Origin of the sequence: Neorhizobium sp. SOG26 (assembly GCF_003491345.1) — a bacterium.
GTDB lineage: Bacteria > Pseudomonadota > Alphaproteobacteria > Rhizobiales > Rhizobiaceae > Neorhizobium > Neorhizobium turbinariae.
On record NZ_CP025512.1, the window covers coordinates 2,335,388 to 2,351,581 of the forward strand.

Below are 16,194 nucleotides of genomic sequence, written 5' to 3' on the forward strand. Positions count from 1 at the left end.
AAAATTGAAGCTTGCAAAGTCGCCGTTTCGCAGCGCAGTATCTCATCCGACCACTGTTCGAACACGAGAAAAACAACGGGGAATTTTGGCATGCCGGTCATCAATCGCGTCGCAGAAATGCAGGATCAGGTTGCAGAGTGGAGGCGCCACCTGCATGAAAATCCGGAGCTGCTTTACGACGTTCACCAGACCTCCGCTTTCGTCGCCGAGAAGCTCAAGTCCTTCGGCTGCGATGTGGTGGAAACCGGCATCGGCCGCACCGGGGTGGTGGCCATCGTCAAGGGCAATCGCGGCGAAGGGCCGGTAATCGGTTTCCGCGCCGACATGGACGCCCTGCCGATCTTCGAAACCTCCGGAAAGCCCTGGGCATCCAAGACTCCGGGCAAGGCCCATTCCTGCGGCCACGATGGCCATACCGCGATGCTTCTGGGCGCTGCGCAGTACCTCGCCGAAACCCGCAACTTCAAGGGTTCCGTGGCGCTGATCTTCCAGCCCGCCGAAGAAGGCGGCGCCGGCGCGCTTGCCATGATCAATGATGGCATGATGGAAAAGTTCGGCATCAGCCAGGTCTACGGCATGCACAACGAACCGCAGCTTCCGGTCGGCAGCTTCGCGATCCGCAAGGGCGGCATCATGGCCGCGGCTGATACGTTCGAGATCACCATCAACGGCCGCGGCAGCCACGCCGCCCAGCCGCACAAGTCGGTCGACCCGGTTCTCGTTTCCTCGCACGTCATCCTGGCGCTGCAGTCGGTTGTTTCTCGCGAAACCGATCCGCTGAAGTCGCTCGTGGTGACGGTGGCCTCGATCCACGGCGGCGAGGCAAGCAATGTCATCCCGGCTTCGGTGAAGATGACCGGCACGGTGCGCACGCTGCTTCCCGAAACCCGTGATTACGCCGAAAAGCGCCTGAAGGAAGTGGCCGAAGCGACTGCCACCGCCCACGGCGCCACCGCAAGCGTGGTCTACGGCCGCGGTTACCCCGTCACATTCAACCACGACCAGGAAACCGATTTCGCTGTCGAGATCGCCTCCAAGGTGGCCGGTCCGAAGGCCGTCGAAACCGGCATGGCGCCGCATATGGGCGCGGAAGATTTCTCCTATATGCTGGAGAAGCGTCCGGGCGCCTTCATCTTCATCGGCAACGGCGACACCGCCAACCTTCACAACGCCGCATACGACTTCAACGACGAAGCGATCCCTTATGGCGTGAGCTACTGGGTGACGCTCGCTGAAACCGCCCTCGCGGCCTGAGCCAGGAAGGAGAGGCCCATGTTGCTTTCCGGCACGTCCATGGAAGAAGGCGGCGGCTCGGTAACCCCCGTCCTTTCCGTCCGCAACCTGTCCACCTCCTTCCGCGTCAACGACGAGTGGCGCACCGTGGTGCGCAACATCTCGTTTGATGTCGCGCCGCGCGAAACGGTGGCGATCGTCGGCGAATCAGGTTCAGGCAAGTCCGTCACTTCGCTGTCGATCATGCGCCTCCTGCCGAAGAACTCGAGCCGCATCGAGGGTCAGGTGTTCCTGAACGGTCGCGAACTGCTGGGGCTTCAGGAAGAACAGATGCGCCGGGTGCGCGGCAACGAGATCTCGATGATCTTCCAGGAGCCGATGACCTCGCTCAACCCGATCTTCCCGATCGGCAAGCAGATCGCCGAGGCTCTGACGGTCCACAAGAACATCTCCACCGCCGAAGCCAAGGCGGAAGTCATCCGGCTTCTCGAAAAGGTTCGTATCCCGAACGCCAAGAACCGATTCGACGAATATCCGCACCAGTTCTCAGGCGGCATGCGCCAGCGCGTAATGATCGCCATGGCGCTCGCTTCCAAGCCGAAGCTGCTGATCGCCGACGAGCCGACCACGGCGCTCGACGTGACGATCCAGGGCCAGATCCTCGACCTCATCAAGACGCTGCAGGAAGAGGAAGGCATGTCCGTCCTCTTCATCACCCATGACATGGGCGTGGTGGCCGAGGTGGCGGACCGCACCATCGTGATGTTCCGCGGCGATGCGGTGGAAACCGGCCCGACCTACGAGATCTTCAATCACGGCAAGCATCCTTACACACGCGCCCTCCTCTCGGCCGTGCCGCGGCTCGGTTCGATGAGCGAACGCAAGCTGCCGCTGCGTTTCCCGCTCATCGACGTGAAGACCGGCGAGCAGCAGGTGCTGGAGGATGTCACCGATACGGTCGCCAAGACCAAGACGCCGATCCTCGACGTCAAGGACCTGACGACGCGATTCGACATCCATTCCGGTCTGTTCGGCCGCAAGTCTGGCGCCGTCCACGCGGTGGAAAAGGTCTCGTTCAACCTCTTCGAGGGTGAAACCTTGTCGCTCGTTGGCGAATCAGGCTGCGGCAAATCCACCACCGGACGCTCGGTTACACGGCTGATCACGCCGACCAGCGGCGAAGTGCGCGTCGACGGTTTCGAGGTCATGAAGCTCGACCAGCCGTCGCTTCGCAAGATGCGCCGTTCGATCCAGATGGTGTTCCAGGACCCGTTCGCCTCGCTCAACCCGCGCATGAGCATTGGCTCGGCGGTGATGGAGCCTTTCATCGAACACGGGCTGGGCACAAAGGCGCAGGCGCGCGACAAGGCAGCTGCGCTTCTCGAAAAAGTCGGCCTTTCCGCCGATATGATGAAGCGCTTCCCGCACGAGTTTTCCGGCGGCCAGCGGCAGCGCATCGCAATCGCCCGGGCGCTGATGCTCGACCCCAAGGTGATCGTGGCTGACGAAGCGGTCTCGGCGCTCGACGTTTCGATCAAGGCACAGGTCTGCAACCTGCTTCTCGACCTGCAGCAGAGCCTCAACCTCGCCTTCCTGTTCATCTCGCACGACATCGCCGTCGTGGAACGGGTGAGCCATCGGGTGGCGGTGATGTACCTGGGCGAGATTGTCGAAATCGGCCCACGCGCGGCGGTGTTCGAAAACCCGCAGCACCCCTATACCAAGAAGCTGATGGCCGCCGTTCCGGTGCCGGATCCCTCCCGCCGGCGCATCAAACGAAACATGTCGACCGACGAGATCAAGAGCCCGATCCGTCCGGTGGGTTATGTCCCGCCGGCACGCGAATACCGCGAGGTTTCGCCCGGCCACGTCGTGCAGGTGGCGTAAGCGCTCCCGGCTCTCCGATTCGCCGGGGAGCCTTCTTCCTGTCGGGATGCGCTGATAAGCGAGAAACGTGAGATCCGGCAGCGGATGCGGGAAGCCGCGTGTCTTCAGCTGATCGAGGACAATCCCCTAATCTGAGAATCCAGCCCAAGGGCTGGATCCCGGCCTCCAGGGTGGCGCAGATGGCGCGCCATGACGTCATGGCGCAGGTGGTGGCTGATGCGCTTCGACAATCTTGGGTTCACCCGCCTCGCCGTTTGACAGCCTCTCCGAAATCGTGGCAGCAAACGCGCAGAGGAGAATTCTGCCATGGCAAAACGGTCCGATGCCCAGGGACGGCTTGACGATGCGGCAAGGGCCGGCTGGCTCTACTACGTCGCCGGCCGAACGCAGGACGAGATCGCCGCGGCCATGGGCATCTCGCGCCAGTCGGCGCAACGGCTCGTGTCGCTCGCGATGGCCGAACGGCTGATCAAGGTCCGCCTCGACCACCCGATTTCCGCCTGCCTTGAACTTGCCGATGCGCTGCGCGAAAAATATGGGCTGAAGCATGTGGAAGTCGTGCCGAGCGACCCCGCGGGCATGTCGAGCACGGTCGGAATTGCCGAGGCAGGCGCTGCCGAGATTGAACGCTGGCTGAAGCGCCCCGACCCGATCATCATCGCGATCGGCACGGGCCGCACCCTGAAGGCCGCCGTCGACCAGCTGCCGCCGATGGAATGCCCGCAGCACCGCATCGTCTCGCTCACCGGCAATATCGGGCCGGATGGGTCGGCCGCCTTCTACAACGTCATCTTCTCGATGGCCGACGCGATCAAGGCGCGGCATTTCCCGATGCCCCTGCCCGTTCTCTGCTCATCTCCGGAGGAGCGCGAAACCCTGCACGACCAGGCGCTGGTGCGCTCGACGCTGGCGCTCGGCGCGCAGGCCGATGTCACCTTTGTCGGCATTGGCGAACTCGGTGTCGACGGCCCCCTTTGCGTCGATGGCTTCCTCGCCAAGAGCGAGATGCAGAAGCTCATCAAGGAAGGGGCCGCCGGCGAGATCTGCGGCTGGGTCTATGACCAGCAGGGCGTGCTTCTTGCCAACTCCGTCAACGATCGCGTCGCAAGCGTGCCGATCCCGTCGCGCGAGACTTCCTCGGTCATCGGCATCGCCCAGGGCCGCAAGAAAATCCCCGCACTTGCCGCTGCCTTGAAGGGTCAGCTCATCAACGGCGTCATCACCGACGAAGCCACCGCTGCGCAACTGCTCAAGCACTGAGCAAAAATTCTTCTTCAACATCATCATCTTAGCCGCGTGCGCCGCAGCGCAGCGACGAATCCCCGTTGACTTTTACGCCGAGTGCACGAGTATTTGCCCACGAGCAAAGCGAATGCTCGATATTCATCTTCTCGGGAGGAAGATATGACATTGAAGACGATTTTGCTGGGCGCATGCTCGGCCATGGCCGTTGCCGGCTTTTTCTCCACCCAGGCCTCCGCTGAAACCCTCACCATCGCGACCGTCAACAACGGCGACATGGTGCGCATGCAGGGCCTGACCTCGGAATTCACCAAGGCCAACCCGGACATCGAGATCAACTGGGTCGTGCTCGAAGAAAACGTCCTGCGCGAACGCGTCACGACCGACATCGCCACCAAGGGCGGCCAGTACGACATCCTCACCATCGGCAACTACGAAGTGCCGATCTGGGCAAAGCAGGGCTGGCTCCTGGAGCTGGACAAGCTCGGCGACAACTACGACGTTGATGACATGCTGCCGGCGATCCGCGGCGGCCTCACCGTCGAAGACAAGCTTTATGCGGCACCGTTCTACGGCGAGTCGGCGATGATCATGTATCGCACCGACCTGTTCGAGAAGGCTGGCCTGAAGATGCCGGAAAACCCGACCTGGGATTTCATCGGTGATGCAGCGCGCAAGATCACGGACCGCTCGACCGGCGTCAACGGCATCTGCCTGCGCGGCAAGGCTGGCTGGGGCGAGAACATGGCCTTCATCACCGCCATGACCAACTCGTTTGGCGGCCGCTGGTTCGACGAGCAGTGGAACCCGCAGTTCGACCAGCCGGAATGGAAGGAAGCGCTGCAGTTCTACGTCGACCTGATGAAGGACGCCGGCCCGCAGGGCGCTTCCTCCAACGGCTTCAACGAGAACCTGACGCTCTTCCAGCAGGGCAAGTGCGGCATGTGGATGGACGCCACCGTTGCGGCTTCCTTCGTGTCCGATCCGAAGAACTCGACGGTCGCCGACAAGGTCGGTTACGCGATCTTCCCGAGCAAGGAAGGCGTCGACAACCACGGCAACTGGCTGTGGTCGTGGAACCTTGCTGTTCCGGCATCCTCCACCAAGGCTGATGCGGCACAGAAGTTCATCTCCTGGGCTACCAGCAAGGAATACACCGAGCTCGTTGCATCCAAGGAAGGCTGGACCGCTGTTCCTCCGGGCACCCGCACCTCGCTCTACAACAACGAAAACTACAAGAAGGAAGCTGCCTTCGCAGCCCCGACGCTCGCTGCCATGCAGGCTGCGGATATCACCAAGCCGACCGTGAAGCCGGTGCCCTACACCGGTGGCCAGTTCGTGGCGATCCCTGAGTTCCAGGCGATCGGCACCAATGTCGGCCAGCTCTTCTCGGCCGTCATCGCCGGCCAGTCGACGGTGGAAGACGCGCTTGCCCAGGCACAGACGGCAACCAGCCGCGAAATGCGCCGCGCCGGTTATCCGAAGTAAGCGATCCGGATCGTGATCCCTCCTCTCCCCGTTCGCGGGGAGAGGAACGAGGCCCGACCAAGGGCTTCCAAGAGTGCGGCAAGCACCCTTCCCGGATGGGGAGACGGCAAAGGCCGCCCTGCAACGGCAAACACCTCGCTCAAACAAGATCAAGAATGACGGCTCGGGGAGGGCATCGATATGGCAACGCATAACACCAAGACGTTGGCGCGCCTGATGATGGCGCCTTCCGTCTTGCTTCTCCTGGTCTGGATGATCGTGCCGCTGGCGATGACGCTGTGGTTCTCGTTCCAGAACTACAACCTGCTCAGCCCCGCGAACGTGAACTTCGCAGGCTTCCTCAACTACGAATTCTTCTACACCGACCCTGCCTTCTTCCAGTCCATCTGGAACACGCTGGTCATTGTCTGCGGCGTGCTGTTCATCACCGTCGTCGGCGGCATCGCGATCGCGCTCCTGCTCGACCAGCCGATCTTCGGCCAGGGCATCGTCCGCATCCTGGTCATCTCGCCGTTCTTCGTCATGCCGCCGGTCGCGGCGCTGATCTGGAAGAACATGATCATGCATCCGGGCTACGGCGTTTTTGCAGACATTGCCAACCTTCTCGGCCAGCAGCCGATCGACTGGTTTGCGCAATACCCGCTGTTTTCGATCGTCATCATTGTCGCCTGGCAGTGGCTGCCGTTTGCGACGCTCATCCTGCTCACCGCGCTGCAATCGCTCGACGGCGAGCAGAAGGAAGCGGCCGAAATGGACGGGGCGAACTTCTTCAACCGCTTCATCTACCTCGTGCTCCCGCATCTGGCCCGCGCGGTGACCGTTGTCATCCTGATCCAGACCATCTTCCTGCTGGGCGTCTATGCGGAGATCCTCGTCACCACCAATGGCGGCCCGGGTTACGCCTCCACCAACCTCGCCTTCCTGATCTATCGCACCGCGCTTCTTGGCTATGACGTCGGCGGCGCATCGGCAGGCGGCATCATCGCAGTCGTGCTCGCCAACATCATCGCCATCTTCCTGATGCGCGCCGTTGGCCGGAACCTGGATTGATAGGAGAAGACAATGGCTCGTGCCGTCACCACCAGACACAAGGTCACCGCGACCGTCTTCGCCTGGATCGTCGCGCTCATCATCTTCTTTCCGATCCTCTACACGCTCGTCACGAGCCTGAAGACGGAACCGGAAGCGATAGCGGGCTTCAGCCTCATCCCGTCCGGCACCTTCGAAAACTACATCACGGTGCAGACCCGCAGCGACTACCTGAAGCCGTTCACCAACTCGGTGATCCTTTCCGTTGGTTCCACCATCCTCGCGCTCATCATCGCGATCCCCTCCGCCTGGGCGATGGCGTTCTCGCCGACCAAGCGCACCAAGGACATCCTGATGTGGATGCTCTCCACCAAGATGATGCCCGCGGTGGCCGTGCTCGTGCCGATCTACCTGCTGTTTCGCGATTTCGGCCTGCTCGACAGCCGCATCGGCCTCACTGTCATGCTGACCCTGATCAACCTGCCGATCGTGGTGTGGATGCTCTACACATACTTTCGCGAAATCCCGGGCGAGATCCTGGAAGCCGCGCGCATGGATGGTGCAGGCCTGTGGCAGGAGATCGTCTATGTCCTGACGCCGATGGCGGTGCCGGGCATTGCCTCGACGCTCCTCCTCAACATCATCCTCGCCTGGAACGAAAGCTTCTGGACGATCCGGCTGACGACCACCAATGCAGCGCCGCTGACGGCCTTCATCGCATCCTTCTCCAGCCCGCAGGGCCTGTTCTGGGCGAAGCTCTCGGCAGCTTCCACCATGGCGATCGCCCCGATCCTCATTCTCGGCTGGTTCTCACAGAAACAACTCGTTCGCGGCCTCACCTTTGGCGCGGTTAAGTAAGGAACAGGGACATGGGCAGCATCACGCTCCGGCAAGTGTCGAAGGTTTTCGGCGAAGCCAAGGTCATCCCCTCGATCGACCTTGAGATCAATGATGGCGAATTTGTCGTGTTTGTCGGCCCCTCGGGCTGTGGCAAGTCCACGCTTCTGCGGCTCATCGCCGGGCTCGAAGATGTCTCGGGCGGCCAGATCCTGATCGACGGCAAGGATGTGACGCAGGCGGCACCGGCCCAGCGCGGCCTTGCCATGGTTTTCCAGTCCTACGCGCTCTACCCGCATATGAGTGTCAGGAAGAACATCGCCTTCCCGCTGAAGATGGCCAAGATGGACCAGGCCGCGATCGACCGTAAGGTTGAGGCAGCCGCCAAGGTGCTGAACCTCACCGACTACCTGGAGCGCCGCCCCTCGCAGCTCTCCGGCGGGCAACGCCAGCGTGTTGCGATCGGCCGCGCGATTGTTCGCGAACCATCCGCCTTCCTGTTTGACGAACCGCTTTCGAACCTCGATGCGGCACTGCGCGGCACGATGCGACTGGAGATCAGCGACCTGCATCATCAGCTCAAGACGACGATGATCTACGTCACCCACGACCAGGTCGAGGCCATGACCATGGCTGACAAGATCGTGGTTCTGAACCGCGGCAATATCGAGCAGGTTGGCTCGCCGCTGGAGCTCTACAAGACGCCGCGCAACCTCTTCGTCGCGGGCTTCATCGGTTCCCCGCGCATGAATTTTATCGACGGCGCTTACGCCCAGTCGAAGAACGCCAAGACCGCGGGCATCCGGCCGGAACATCTTCTGCTTTCAAGGGACAACGGCACATGGCGCGGCACCGTGAAGGTCGCTGAGCACCTGGGTGCCGATACCTTCCTGCATCTGGATGTCGATGGCATCGGCCAGGTCACCGCGCGCTGCGACGGCGAGTTCCGTGCCCACCACGGCGATGTGGTCTACCTGACCCCGGACGAAAGCAAGCTGCACCGCTTCGACGACAAGGGAATGGCGCTCCAAGCCTGATCGGCGCGCCGCACTGGAGTAAAGACAATGACTGTGAAGCTTTCGCTGGCGAGCTTGAATGACGCTGCGGCTACCGCTGCCGTGCCGGCTTATGACCCGAAGAGCCTGACGCCCGGCATCGTGCATTTCGGCGTCGGCAATTTCCACCGCGCCCACCAGGCAGTGTATCTTGACGACCTGTTCAACACCGGCAAGGCGCATGACTGGGCGATCATCGGCGCGGGCGTCATGCCATCCGATGCCGCGATGCGCGACAAGCTGAAGGCGCAGGATTTCCTCACCACCGTTGTCGAGCAGGACAACAACAAGACGGCAGCCCGCGTCACCGCGCCGATGATCGACATCATTGCGCCCGACCACAAGGCGGCGCTCGTTGCAAAGCTCGCCGATCCGGCAATCCGCATCGTCTCGATGACGATCACCGAAGGCGGTTACTTCATCGATGCCGCCGGCAACTTTAATCCGAAGCACCCCGCCATGGTCGAGGATGGCGCCAACCCGACCAACCCGAAGACGGTCTTCGGCCTCATCATCGCCGGCCTGCGCCTGCGGCGCGAGCGCGGCATCGCGCCCTTCACCGTCATGTCCTGCGACAACATTCCCGGCAACGGGCATGTGACGGAGAACACGCTGGTTGGGCTCGCCAGGCTCTCCGATCCGGATTTCGCCCAGTGGATCCACGACAACGTCGCATTCCCGAACTCGATGGTGGACCGCATCACGCCCGCCACCGGGCCACGCGAACTCGATATCCTGCGCCAGGACTTCAACATCGACGACAACTGGCCGGTGTTCTGCGAAGAGTTCAAGCAGTGGGTGATGGAGGACAACTTTCCTGCCGGTCGCCCGCGCCTGGAAGAGGTCGGCGTCCAGTTCGTGCCGGATGTCGCACCTTATGAGTTGATGAAGATCCGCATCCTGAACGGCGGCCATGCAGCAATCGCCTATCCGGGCGAACTCCTCGACATCCACTTCGTGCACGAGGCGATGGAGCACCCGCTGATCCGCGCCTTCCTCGCCAAGCTCGAGAAGGAAGAGATCATCCCGATCGTGCCGCCGGTGCCGGACACAAAGCTCGACGAATATTTCGACCTGATCGAGCGCCGCTTCCTCAACCCGAAGATCGGCGACACCATTCCGCGGCTCGCGCAGGACGGTTCCAACCGCCAGCCGAAGTTCATCCTGCCCTCGACCCGCGACCGGCTGGCGCAGGGCAAGGACATCGTCGGCCTGTCGCTCGTCTCGGCTTTGTGGTGCCGTTATTTCGCCGGCACATCCGACAGCGGTCGCCAGATCGTCTTCAACGATGCAAGCGCGGAAAAACTGCACGAGGCAGCGCTCAAAGCCAAGGATAACCCCGAGGCCTTCCTTGCCTTCGATGAGATCTTCGGCGAGGTTTCGTCGTCCGCCCTGTTCCGGGAGCGTTTTGCGCATGCGCTGAAGACGCTCTGGACGGAAGGCACGGCAAAGACGCTGCAGCTTTACCTGGCTGACCAGCTCGTCAGATAAGGGAAGCGTTCGGCGTGGCTAGCAGCGGACATCTGGTGATCTTCGATTGCGACGGGGTACTCGTCGATAGCGAGCCGGTGTCCGTGCGCGTCCTCGTCAACGCCTTGCGCCGCAAGGGCGTGGATATGGATGAAGCGGAGGCATACCGCCGCTTCCTCGGCCGCAGCCTGGCCACCGTGACCAAGACGATGAGCGAAGAGTTCGGCATCGAGGCCGATGAAGCATTCCTCGATGACATGCGCCACGACCTCTACCGCGAGTTCCGCGCCGAGCTCAAGCCCGTCACAGGCATTTCCGAGGCTCTGGACGCGCTCGATGTGCCACGTTGCGTCGCCTCGTCGAGCCAGCCGGAACGCATCCGTTTGTCGCTTTCCGTTACCGGCCTGCTCGACCGGCTGGAGCCGCACATCTTTTCGGCCTCCATGGTCGCCAAGGGCAAGCCGGCGCCTGACCTTTTCCTGCATGCGGCGGAAAACATGGGTGCCGACCCCGCCCATTGCATCGTCGTCGAAGACAGCCCTGCCGGCATCGAGGCCGCCAAGCGTGCGGGGATGACAGTCTTTGCCTTTACCGGCGCCTCGCATGCCTGCGTTCCGGGCTACCGCGAACGCATCGAAGCCCTGTCCCCCCATGTCGTGTTTGACGCCATGGCGGATTTGCTCCACCTTGTGCAAAAGCATATGGAAGGCGGGAACAAAAGCATGCCGCAGCAGGCCTGACGGCTCTGGCGGCATCGGCGGATTGTCCGAGGGACGGGAAACAAGACTGAATGCGTGATCACCTCGTTGCGGTCGATGTCGGCACGGCCAGCGCCCGCGCCGGCGTCTTCGATGGCAAGGGGCAGTTGCTTGCCAAGGCCAAACACCCGATCCGGATGTTCCGTCCCAAGGAAAATCACGCCGAACATGATTCCGAAGATATCTGGGCCGCTGTCTGTCGCGCTGTGACAGACGCGATGGCTGACGCCGGCTTAAGGCCCGACCAGGTCGCCGCCATCGGTTTCGACGCCACCTGCTCGCTCGTCGTCCGCGATCGTGACGGCCTGCCTCTCACCGTCTCCACGACCGGCAAAGCGAACCAGGACACGATCGTCTGGCTGGATCACCGTGCGATCCGCGAGGCGGACGAACTTTCGGCGGCCGAACACGAGGTCCTGCAGTTTTCCGGCGGATCACTGTCGCCGGAAATGCAGATCCCCAAGCTGATGTGGCTGAAGCGCGCCCTGCCCCAGAGCTGGGGCCAAGCCGGTTATTTCTTCGACCTCGCCGACTTCCTCACCTGGAAGGCCACGGGTTCGCCCGCGCGTTCCCGCTGCACCCTGACGGCCAAGTGGAATTACCTCGCCCACCAGGCGCCGGGATGGCGTGATGATTATCTGGCGCAGGCGGGGCTCGACGACCTGCTCCACAAGGGCACCCTACCTGTCGAAACCATCGCTTGCGGCGCAACCATCGGCCGGTTGAGCGCGCAGGCGGCGAGCGAACTCGGTCTGGACACTCAGGTCGCTGTAGCGCCCGGCATGATCGATGCCTATGCCGGCGCCTTTGGTGCCCTTGGCGGCGCATCCGGTGACCGTCTTGAATCGAGCGTCGCGCTGATCGGCGGCACGTCGAGTTGCATCGTCGCCTTTGCCAGGGATCCCAAGCCGGGCCGCAGTCTCTGGGGACCGTATTTCGAAGCCGTGCTGCCGGAACATTGGCTCGTCGAGGGCGGGCAGTCAGCCGCGGGCGCCCTGCTCGACCACATGGTGCTGATGCATGCAGCAGGCGGCGAACCGACTGCCGAACTGCACGAGCGGATCATTGCCCGCGTGCGGGAACTGCAGGCTGAGACAGACGGCGACATCGCCCCTGACCTGGCGATCCTGCCGGACTTCCATGGCAACCGCTCGCCGCTTGCTGACCCGCGCGCCACCGGCGTCATCAGCGGTCTGACACTAGACACTTCCTTCGATGGGCTCTGCCGCCTTTACTGGCGCACCTGCGTTTCAGTCGCGCTCGGCATCCGCCACATCCTGGATGCGATGGCGGGTTACGGCTATCGGTTCCAGACGCTGCATGTCACCGGCGGGCATGTGAACAACCCGCTGCTGCTCGAGCTCTATGCCGATGTCACGGGTTGCCGGGTGGTGATCCCGGAAACGCGGGACGCCGTGCTTCTCGGAACCGCCATGGCGGCAGCCGTCGCCGGCGGCGTGCATCCGTCGTTGTTCGAGGCAGGCCAGGTGATGGATCGCGGCGGCCAGGAGCGGCAGCCGGATCGGGGCCGCAAGGCGCAATACGACCGTGACTATCGCCGGTTCCTGGCAATGGTTCGCCACCGCGAGGAGTTGCGGGCTTTGGCCTAACGCGGCTAACCGACGCGGCGGAAACCTTCGCTCGCAACCAGCAGCTGGCGGGTATATTCGGCGGAAAATTCACGCCGCTTCAGCGCTTCCACCGGCACCGTCTCGACCACCTCGCCCTGGCGCATCACCGCAAGCCGACCGCACATATGGCTGATGACGCCAAGGTCGTGGCTCACCATGATGAAGGTCAGGTTGCGGTCGCGCCTCGCCTGTTCGAGCAGGTTGAGGATTTCCGCCTGGATCGAGGCATCAAGTGCCGACGTCGGCTCATCGAGCAGCAGGATCTTCGGCTCCAGGATAAGCGCCCGTGCGATCGCGATGCGCTGGCGCTGCCCGCCGGAAAGCTGGTGCGAATATCGGAAGCGGAAGCCCGAGCCCAGCCCCACCTCGTCCAGCGCCCGGTTGATGCGCGTCTCGACATCCGTATAGCCGTGGATCGCCAGCGGTTCGAGCAGCAGCCGGTCGACCGTCTGGCGCGGATGCAGGGAACCATAAGGATCCTGGAACACCATCTGGACGGTGCGATAGAAATCCTTGTCGCGGGCGCGGTTGGAATAGTCGCGCCCGTTGACCGTCAGCCTCCCCTGCTGGAAGGGTACGAGCCCGGCGATCGCCCGCAGCAGCGTCGATTTACCTGAACCGGATTCCCCGACGATGCCAAAGGACTCGCCTTCCGCGACATCAACGCTCACACTGTTCAGCGCCTTGAACTCGTGGAAGGACACGGTCATGTCGCGGGTGGAAACAGCAGAACTCATAGCGCCCACTCCGGCTTGCGGTCGAGCACCGGCAACGGATGCCGGTCGGAATCGATGGTCGGCAGGCAGTTGAGCAGGCCGCGCGTGTAAGGATGCTGCGCATCGGCCAGATTGGCGGAGGGCAGCTCCTCGACGATCCGCCCGCCATACATCACCAGCACGCGGTCGCAGAAGGACGACACAAGCCGCAGGTCATGCGAGATGAAGATCAGGCCCATGCCGCGGTCGGCCACCAGCTTGTCGAGAATGCTGAGGACTTCCAGCTGCACCGTCACGTCGAGCGCCGATGTCGGCTCGTCGGCAATCAACAATTCCGGGCCACAGACCAGCATCATGGCGATCATAGCCCGCTGCCCCATGCCGCCCGAAACCTCGTGCGGATAAAGGTTGAAGACGCGCTGCGGATCGCGAATCTGCACCGCCTCCAGCATCGCAAGCGCCCGCTCCCGGGCTTCCGTCGCCGACACCTTTTCATGCGTCTTCAGCGTTTCGACGATCTGGCGACCGATGGTCATCACCGGATTGAGCGAATATTTCGGGTCCTGCAGGATCATCGCCACCCGTTTGCCGCGCAGGTCGCGCCGCTCGCCAGCTGGCATGGTAAGGAGGCTACGGCCGCCGAAAGAAAGCGTCTTGGCGGTGATCCGCGCATGCCCCGGCGTCAGCCCCATGATGGCGCGCCCGGTCTGCGATTTGCCCGAACCGGATTCGCCGACGATGCCCAGCCTTTCGCGGCCGAGCGTGAAGGAAACGCCGCGCACCGCCTGCACCTCGCCCGTCCGTGTCGGGAAGGTGACGCGAAGATCTTCGGCGGAAAGAAGCGGAGGAACCGAACCCATCATCATTGGCCGGCCTCCTTCGGATCAAGCGCATCGCGAAGCCCGTCGCCGAGCAGGTTGAAGCCGAGGCTGACGATCAGGATCGCAAAACCGGGCATCGCGGCGACCCACCACTGGTCGAGAATGAAGCGGCGACCGGACGCGATCATTGCGCCCCATTCCGGCAGCGGCGGCTGCGCGCCAAGCCCGAGGAAACCGAGACCGGCAGCCGTCAAGATGATGCCGGCCATATCGAGCGTGACACGCACGATCAGCGAAGAGGTGCACAGCGGGATGACATGGCGAAGCACGATGCGGAAAGGCGAGGCACCCATCAACTTCACCGCCGCAATGAATTCCGAATTGCGGAAGGTCAGCGTTTCGGCGCGTGCGATACGTGCATAAGGCGGCCAGGAGGTGACGGCGATCGCGAGGATCGCGTTTTCGATGCCGGGGCCGAGCGCGGCGACGAGCGCAAGCGCCAGCACCAGCTTCGGGAAGGCAAGAAAAATGTCGGTAATCCGCATCAGCACCGCATCGACCCAGCCACCGGCATAACCTGACACCGTACCGACGATAAGCCCGATCGGCGCTGCAATCACCGCCACGAGCACGACGACAAGCAGTGTCAGCCGCGAGCCATGCAGCAGCCGCGAAAGGATATCGCGGCCCTGGTCATCGGTTCCGAGCAGGTAACCTTCCGACCCCGGCGGCAGCAGGCGCGCGTTGCGCAGGTCGCCGACAACCGGATCATGCGGCGCAAGCACGCCGGCAAAGGCTGCCACGAAGAGGAGCAGGATCAGGATCGCGAGACCCAGCAGCGCCAGCCGGTTTTCGGCAAACCGGCGCCAGACGATATAGGCCCGTCCGAGCCGGGCCTGGCGGCGCGAAGTCGGCCGGTCCGAGAGGAGCCAGGCACGGCTATAGGGCTTCAAGGTGGTGGTATCCGCGTTGCTCATCGGCTGCGCGTCCTAGGATCCAGTGTCCGATAAAGAAGATCGGAGAAGATGTTGATGCCGACGAAGACCGCCCCGATCACCAGCGTTCCGCCAAGCACCGCGTTCATGTCCGCATTCTGCAGCGAATTGGTGATGTAGAGGCCAAGTCCGGGCCAGGAGAAGATGGTTTCGGTCAGGACCGAGCCTTCCAGCAATCCCGCATAGGAAAGCGCGATGACGGTCACCAGCGGCACGGCGGCATTGCGCAGCGCGTGGAACCAGATGATCCGGGTTTCGGAGAGACCCTTGGCGCGGGCTGCGACGACGTATTCCTGGCTAAGCTCCGTCAGCATGAAGGAGCGGGTCATGCGGCTGATATAGGCGAGCGAGAAATACCCGAGCAGCGCGCCCGGAAGGGCGATGTGGCGGAACAGGTCCCAGACGACGTCCCACTGCCGCTGCACGATGGCATCGAACAGGAAGAAGCCGGTCATCGGCGTGAATGTGTATTCGTAGACCACGTCGATGCGGCCGGGATAGGCCACGAGGCGCAGTTGCGCGTAGAACACCACAAGCGCCAGCAGCCCCAGCCAGAAGATCGGCACCGAATAGCCGATCAGGCCGATGATGCGCACGATCTGGTCCGCGATCGAGCCGCGTTTGACGGCCGCCAGGACGCCGAGCGGGATGCCGAGGATCGAGCCGATCAGCGTGCCGATCGTGGCGAGCTCGATCGTCGCGGGAAACACGCGGCGAATGTCCTCCAGCACCGGATTGGTGGTGAGAACGGAGGTGCCGAAATTGCCGGTCAGCGCCTGCTTCACGTAAAAGAAAAACTGCTGGTAGAGCGGCAGGTTGAGGCCAAGCTCGATGCGGGTGCGCTCAACCACATGCGCCGGTGCGCGATCGCCCACAATGGCCAAGACCGGGTCAATGGGAATGACCCGGCCAATGAAGAAAGTCACCACGAGCAAGCCGAAGATCGTCGTCAGTGCTGTGACGGCGAAACGCAGAAAGCCCATGGCGGCGGATGATGCGCGGCGTCGATTGCGCCGCGTCACCACCGATGAG

Annotated in this window: 14 protein-coding genes; 10 read left to right on the top strand and 4 right to left on the bottom strand. The window is 62.9% G+C overall.

The window, feature by feature from the left end:
• Positions 1-90 precede the first annotated feature (90 nt).
• The 10 genes from CYG48_RS11610 to CYG48_RS11655 all read left to right on the top strand — a co-directional run bounded on the left by CYG48_RS11610 (position 91) and on the right by CYG48_RS11655 (position 12,609).
• Complete coding sequence (locus tag CYG48_RS11610; RefSeq protein ID WP_118850532.1) at positions 91-1,254, top strand: M20 aminoacylase family protein; 1,164 nt, start codon at positions 91-93, stop codon at positions 1,252-1,254.
• Between the two features lie 18 nt (positions 1,255-1,272).
• Positions 1,273-3,120, top strand: coding sequence for an ABC transporter ATP-binding protein (locus CYG48_RS11615; protein WP_118850533.1), 1,848 nt, complete (start codon positions 1,273-1,275; stop codon positions 3,118-3,120).
• A gap of 306 nt (positions 3,121-3,426) precedes the next feature.
• A complete protein-coding gene (locus CYG48_RS11620) occupies positions 3,427-4,380 on the top strand; it encodes a sugar-binding transcriptional regulator (protein WP_118850534.1) in 954 nt (317 codons plus the stop codon).
• Positions 4,381-4,524: 144 nt separating this feature from the next.
• Complete coding sequence (locus CYG48_RS11625) at positions 4,525-5,850, top strand: ABC transporter substrate-binding protein (RefSeq protein ID WP_118850535.1); 1,326 nt, start codon at positions 4,525-4,527, stop codon at positions 5,848-5,850.
• A gap of 180 nt (positions 5,851-6,030) precedes the next feature.
• Positions 6,031-6,900, top strand: a complete 870-nt coding sequence (locus tag CYG48_RS11630) for a carbohydrate ABC transporter permease (protein WP_118850536.1) — start codon at positions 6,031-6,033, stop codon at positions 6,898-6,900.
• Between the two features lie 12 nt (positions 6,901-6,912).
• Complete coding sequence (locus tag CYG48_RS11635) at positions 6,913-7,737, top strand: carbohydrate ABC transporter permease (RefSeq protein ID WP_118850537.1); 825 nt, start codon at positions 6,913-6,915, stop codon at positions 7,735-7,737.
• A gap of 11 nt (positions 7,738-7,748) precedes the next feature.
• Positions 7,749-8,753, top strand: a complete 1,005-nt coding sequence (locus tag CYG48_RS11640) for an ABC transporter ATP-binding protein (RefSeq protein WP_118850538.1) — start codon at positions 7,749-7,751, stop codon at positions 8,751-8,753.
• Positions 8,754-8,780: 27 nt separating this feature from the next.
• Positions 8,781-10,262, top strand: a complete 1,482-nt coding sequence (locus tag CYG48_RS11645) for a mannitol dehydrogenase family protein (protein WP_118850539.1) — start codon at positions 8,781-8,783, stop codon at positions 10,260-10,262.
• A 14-nt stretch (positions 10,263-10,276) separates the two neighbouring features.
• A complete protein-coding gene (locus tag CYG48_RS11650) occupies positions 10,277-10,981 on the top strand; it encodes an HAD family hydrolase (protein WP_245450333.1) in 705 nt (234 codons plus the stop codon).
• A gap of 50 nt (positions 10,982-11,031) precedes the next feature.
• The gene (locus CYG48_RS11655) at positions 11,032-12,609 is read left to right on the top strand and encodes an FGGY-family carbohydrate kinase (RefSeq protein ID WP_118850541.1); all 1,578 of its coding nucleotides are present in this window, start codon (positions 11,032-11,034) and stop codon (positions 12,607-12,609) included.
• 5 nt (positions 12,610-12,614) lie between these two features.
• Here the strand turns inward: CYG48_RS11655 and CYG48_RS11660 are convergent, their stop codons facing one another.
• From CYG48_RS11660 to CYG48_RS11675, 4 genes are read right to left on the bottom strand one after another with little or no spacing between them, the layout of a single operon-like run.
• Positions 12,615-13,367 (bottom strand): ABC transporter ATP-binding protein, encoded by a 753-nt coding sequence (locus CYG48_RS11660; protein WP_118850542.1) that lies wholly within the window; start codon positions 13,365-13,367, stop codon positions 12,615-12,617.
• Positions 13,364-14,206, bottom strand: coding sequence for an ABC transporter ATP-binding protein (locus tag CYG48_RS11665; protein WP_118851620.1), 843 nt, complete (start codon positions 14,204-14,206; stop codon positions 13,364-13,366). The genes CYG48_RS11660 and CYG48_RS11665 overlap by 4 nt, the downstream gene beginning before the upstream one ends.
• A 2-nt stretch (positions 14,207-14,208) precedes the next feature.
• On the bottom strand, positions 14,209-15,144 hold the full coding sequence (locus tag CYG48_RS11670) for an ABC transporter permease (RefSeq protein WP_118850543.1): 936 nt from the start codon (positions 15,142-15,144) through the stop codon (positions 14,209-14,211).
• Positions 15,141-16,145 (bottom strand): ABC transporter permease, encoded by a 1,005-nt coding sequence (locus CYG48_RS11675; RefSeq protein ID WP_445304338.1) that lies wholly within the window; start codon positions 16,143-16,145, stop codon positions 15,141-15,143. The genes CYG48_RS11670 and CYG48_RS11675 overlap by 4 nt, the downstream gene beginning before the upstream one ends.
• Positions 16,146-16,194: the final 49 nt, after the last annotated feature.

What these genes read in the sequence shown, in the direction of transcription:
- CYG48_RS11635 (WP_118850537.1), top strand. Translation starts at nt 6,913, where the DNA reads ATGGCTCGTGCCGTCACCACCAGACACAAGGTCACCGCGACCGTCTTC.
- CYG48_RS11620 (WP_118850534.1), top strand. Translation starts at nt 3,427, where the DNA reads ATGGCAAAACGGTCCGATGCCCAGGGACGGCTTGACGATGCGGCAAGG.
- CYG48_RS11640 (WP_118850538.1), top strand. Translation starts at nt 7,749, where the DNA reads ATGGGCAGCATCACGCTCCGGCAAGTGTCGAAGGTTTTCGGCGAAGCC.
- CYG48_RS11625 (WP_118850535.1), top strand. Translation starts at nt 4,525, where the DNA reads ATGACATTGAAGACGATTTTGCTGGGCGCATGCTCGGCCATGGCCGTT.
- CYG48_RS11665 (WP_118851620.1), bottom strand. Translation starts at nt 14,206, where the DNA reads ATGGGTTCGGTTCCTCCGCTTCTTTCCGCCGAAGATCTTCGCGTCACC.
- CYG48_RS11675 (WP_445304338.1), bottom strand. Translation starts at nt 16,145, where the DNA reads ATGGGCTTTCTGCGTTTCGCCGTCACAGCACTGACGACGATCTTCGGC.
- CYG48_RS11655 (WP_118850541.1), top strand. Translation starts at nt 11,032, where the DNA reads ATGCGTGATCACCTCGTTGCGGTCGATGTCGGCACGGCCAGCGCCCGC.
- CYG48_RS11670 (WP_118850543.1), bottom strand. Translation starts at nt 15,144, where the DNA reads ATGAGCAACGCGGATACCACCACCTTGAAGCCCTATAGCCGTGCCTGG.
- CYG48_RS11615 (WP_118850533.1), top strand. Translation starts at nt 1,273, where the DNA reads ATGTTGCTTTCCGGCACGTCCATGGAAGAAGGCGGCGGCTCGGTAACC.
- CYG48_RS11610 (WP_118850532.1), top strand. Translation starts at nt 91, where the DNA reads ATGCCGGTCATCAATCGCGTCGCAGAAATGCAGGATCAGGTTGCAGAG.
- CYG48_RS11630 (WP_118850536.1), top strand. Translation starts at nt 6,031, where the DNA reads ATGGCAACGCATAACACCAAGACGTTGGCGCGCCTGATGATGGCGCCT.
- CYG48_RS11660 (WP_118850542.1), bottom strand. Translation starts at nt 13,367, where the DNA reads ATGAGTTCTGCTGTTTCCACCCGCGACATGACCGTGTCCTTCCACGAG.
- CYG48_RS11645 (WP_118850539.1), top strand. Translation starts at nt 8,781, where the DNA reads ATGACTGTGAAGCTTTCGCTGGCGAGCTTGAATGACGCTGCGGCTACC.